This is a genomic window from Thiorhodococcus mannitoliphagus (assembly GCF_010915725.1).
GTDB classification, from domain to species: domain Bacteria; phylum Pseudomonadota; class Gammaproteobacteria; order Chromatiales; family Chromatiaceae; genus Thiorhodococcus; species Thiorhodococcus mannitoliphagus.
In genome coordinates, this window is record NZ_JAAIJR010000244.1 from 1 (window position 1) to 3,544 (window position 3,544).

Annotated in this window: 5 protein-coding genes; 4 read left to right on the forward strand and 1 reads right to left on the reverse strand. The window is 62.4% G+C overall.

What is annotated here, in order from left to right; all coding sequences use genetic code 11:
* A partial coding sequence (locus G3480_RS28010) for a hypothetical protein (RefSeq protein WP_206171894.1) occupies window positions 1-207 on the forward strand: 207 nt, incomplete at its 5' end.
* Here G3480_RS28010 and murJ read toward each other — a convergent pair.
* Window positions 191-1,726 (reverse strand): murein biosynthesis integral membrane protein MurJ, encoded by a 1,536-nt coding sequence (gene murJ / locus G3480_RS25460; RefSeq protein ID WP_164657011.1) that lies wholly within the window; start codon window positions 1,724-1,726, stop codon window positions 191-193. The two genes, G3480_RS28010 and murJ, sit on opposite strands and share 17 nt — an antisense overlap.
* Window positions 1,727-1,891: 165 nt before the next feature.
* Between murJ and rpsT the strand changes: the two genes are divergently transcribed.
* The 3 genes from rpsT to G3480_RS25475 all read left to right on the forward strand — a co-directional run bounded on the left by rpsT (window position 1,892) and on the right by G3480_RS25475 (window position 3,485).
* On the forward strand, window positions 1,892-2,155 hold the full coding sequence (gene rpsT / locus G3480_RS25465; RefSeq protein ID WP_164657012.1) for a 30S ribosomal protein S20: 264 nt from the start codon (window positions 1,892-1,894) through the stop codon (window positions 2,153-2,155).
* A 302-nt stretch (window positions 2,156-2,457) separates the two neighbouring features.
* Entirely contained in the window at window positions 2,458-3,198 is a 741-nt protein-coding gene (locus G3480_RS25470) for an ATP-binding cassette domain-containing protein (protein ID WP_164657013.1), read from the forward strand.
* Window positions 3,198-3,485: a glycine betaine ABC transporter substrate-binding protein gene (locus G3480_RS25475; RefSeq protein ID WP_164657014.1), complete on the forward strand. Its 288-nt coding sequence runs from the start codon at window positions 3,198-3,200 to the stop codon at window positions 3,483-3,485. Before G3480_RS25470 ends, G3480_RS25475 begins: the two co-directional genes overlap by 1 nt.
* Window positions 3,486-3,544 lie beyond the last annotated feature (59 nt).

Consider the following 3,544-nt stretch of genomic DNA (forward strand, 5'->3'; position numbering starts at 1 on the left):
GTCGTAATCGTGATCGCGGTCTCGACATGGCGAATATTCGATTACGACAACGACAACGACCTGAGGCGGTCTCGGGACTTTCGCACAGTTGCACTAGTGGCGCCCAATCAGGCGCTTGGCTGTTCTTTTCGTAAATTTTCAATGACGCACGGCAGCGCCTCTGCGGCCAAGATCCCCTTGCATCCGATGCTCAGGCGGTCGGCGTGAGGTCTCTGCGCCGCACGCCGAATAGCGTCAGGGTCAAGACATAGAGGGTCGCGCCGGCCGTGATCCAGCCGAGAAGCCGCAGGGCGCGTGCCCCAGTGTTCAGCGCGATCCAGTCGGTTGCTGGCCCAGGTAGGACCAAGAGTGCCGTGCTCATGAGCAGGCTTGCCGCGAGGACCTTGATGAGCAGTGGCGTCCAACCCTGCTCAGGGGCATAGACGCCGGAATTCATGAGGCCGCGCAATAAGAGGCCGGCATTGGTGGTCGCCGCGATGGTTGTCGCGAGCGCGAGGCCGGCGTGCCCCATGGGGAGCATGAGCAGGAGGTTTAAGAGCAGTCCAACACCGATCGAGACAAGGGCAATGCGCACGGGTGAGTGCATGTCCTGGCGCGCGTAGTACCCAGGCACCAGAATCTTGATGGCCATGAAGGCGATGACGCCAGGTGCATAGGCCATGAGGCTTTGCGCGGCCATGACGACATCGCGGGTGACGAAGGCATCCGAGACAAAGAGCGTGGCCATGATCGGCTCAGCGAGTGCCAGCAGCCCGAGGGCGGCGGGAGTGCCCAGCAGGAGTGCCCAGCGCAGCGCCCAGTCGAGTGTGCGTGAGAAGTCACCCGCCTTGTCGGCGACGTGCTGTCGCGAGAGTCGCGGCATAATGACCGTGCCGAGAGCAACCGCCAGGATCCCGAGCGGGAATTCCATGAGGCGGTCTGAGTAGTAGAGCCAGGAGATGCTCCCGGTTTGCAGGAAGGACGCGAAGAGCGTGTCGAGCAGGAGGCTGATCTGGCCGACTGAGACCCCAATGATGGCGGGGCCTACGAGCTTGAAGACGCCTTGGATCCCTGGGTCCCGCAGATTGAGTCGAGGCCGTGGCAGCAAACCGAGCTGGAGCAAGAAGGGAAGCTGAAACCCAAGCTGGACCGCGCCAGCGATGAGCACGCCCCAAGCCAGCGCCATGATGGGCTCCTCTAGGTGCGGCGCTACAACAAGCGCGCAGCCGATGAGGATGAGATTGAGCAGCACGGGGGTGAATGCAGGCACGCCGAAGCGCTCGTAGGTATTGAGGATACCGCCCGCGAACGCGGCAAGTGTGATGAAGAAGATGTAGGGGAGGGTGAGCCGCAGCATCTCGGTCGCCAACTGGTGCTGAGCGGCGTCGCCCGCGAAGCCGGGTGCGAACGCAATGATCAGCCAGGGGGCTGCGAGCAGTCCCGCGCTTGTGATCAGGAGCAAGGCCAGGGTCAGCGCGCCAGCCATGTCGTCGACGAATCCCTTGAGCGCGGTGTCGCCGCGTCTTTGCTTGGTTTCGCTGAGGACCGGCACCAAGGCCATCGAGAAAACGCCCTCGGCGAAGAGGCGGCGGGCGAAGTTGGGGATTTTGAAGGCGACGAAGAAGGCATCCGTGGCAGCATCGGCTCCGAACAAGCGGGCGATGATGAGGTCGCGAGCAAAGCCGAGCACGCGCGAGAGGAAGGTGCTGCTGCCAATCTTGGCGATCGACGCGGACAAGGACGCCACGATGCCTGGCTCTCCTGGGCAAAAGGTGTCGGATTATAGAGGCGTTCGCCGCCGCCATCACAAATCTCCCGCGTGCAGTTGACAATGGCGTCAGATGTTCAGACAATGCGCGGTCTTTAGTTTTTAGATCTTGATTTCGATCAGCCGGATTTCCAGGAGACCCACTTGGCTAACTCACCACAAGCACGTAAGCGCGCCCGGCAAGCCGAGACCCGTCGTCAGCAGAACATGGCGCAGCGCAGTACGTTGCGAACCTTCATCAAGAAGGTGATCAAGGCCATCCGGGCAGAGGACAAAGACGCGGCTACGCAGGCGTACAAAGAAGCCGTGCCGCGTATCGATCGCGCTGCTCGCAAGGGCCTGATCCACGCGAACAAGGCTGCTCGCCACAAGAGCCGCCTCAACGCCCACATCAAGGCCATGGCCTGAGCCGCGACGGCAAGGCGACAAGAAAACCGGCTTCACGCCGGTTTTTTTGTGCCCCTTGTTTTCGGGTTCGGGTAGCATCGCTTGGGGTTGATCATCGCACCACCGCGTCGGTTGAGTCGGTGCCGTGCATCCTTCAGGCAAGGCGACCTGGGAGCGGCGCCCCGCCATGATCGCGCTGCCGTCGCGGCGGGGCGCCGCTCCCAACGGCCGCGCGGTTGGACCAAAGGATGTTCGAGGTCCATCGCTTCGAGCTGACATTCATTTCAAGCTGAAATTCATCGGGTGCGTCGATCAGGCTGCGCATGTTCAGGCTTCAGCAAATCCGTAAGGCCTTTCAAGGCAGGCCGGCCCTCGACGGGATCGATCTGGAGATCGCGCCTGGTCGCACCACTGTGCTCATTGGACCCTCTGGGTGCGGCAAGTCGACCCTGCTGCGTCTCCTCATCGGGCTCGCCGAGCCGGATGCCGGGAGTCTGCGCTTCGATGGTCAGCTGCTGTCGGACGCGAATATCGCCGCGCTGAGACTGCGCATGGGCTACGTCATTCAGCAGGGCGGGCTCTTTCCGCATCTCACCGCGGGCGCCAATGTCACCCTGATGGCCGAGCAGCTGGGCTGGGATGCCGAGCGTATTCGTCAAAGGCTGGCGCAGCTGAGTGATCTCACCCATTTTCCGAGGGACGGACTGGATCGCTATCCAAGCGAACTCTCCGGTGGGCAGAACCAGCGCCTGGCCTTGATGCGGGCGCTCATGCTGGATCCCGAGGTGCTGCTGCTCGATGAGCCGCTGGGCGCGCTCGATCCCATGATCCGTTATGAACTGCAGCAGGATCTCAAGGAGATCTTCGCGGCCCTGCACAAGACAGTCGTCTTGGTGACTCACGACTTGGCCGAGGCCGCATTCTTAGGGCATCGCATCGTCTTGATGCGCGACGGCCGCATCCTGCAGCGCGGCACCTTGGCGGACATGATGGCCGAACCTGCGGAGCCCTTCGTCGAGCAGTTCATTCGCGCCCAGCGGAGTCACCTAGGAGTCGAGGATTGATGAAGGGGCTCAGGGCATACCTGGCGCTGTCATGCCTGGTCGTCGCGGCCGTTCCCTTGCTCGTCGGCTGCCGCGGGGCGTCTGAGCAGGTGGTCATTGGCAGCAAGAAATTCACCGAGAGCGTCATTCTCGGCGAGATGCTGCGGGGGCTTGTGGAGACGACTGGGACGCCGGTGCGTCACCGTGCTTCGCTTGGCGGGACGCGCATCCTCTTCAATGCCCTGGTGGCGGGTGAGATCGACGCCTATGTCGAATACACCGGGACCCTGGGGTGCGACCAGAAGTGATGCACATGGCTCGACTGTCATGCCGTTTGCTTGATCACGTCTTGCCAGTACGACTCCCA

What these genes read in the sequence shown, in the direction of transcription:
- G3480_RS25470 (WP_164657013.1), top strand. Translation starts at nt 2,458, where the DNA reads ATGTTCAGGCTTCAGCAAATCCGTAAGGCCTTTCAAGGCAGGCCGGCC.
- G3480_RS25475 (WP_164657014.1), top strand. Translation starts at nt 3,198, where the DNA reads ATGAAGGGGCTCAGGGCATACCTGGCGCTGTCATGCCTGGTCGTCGCG.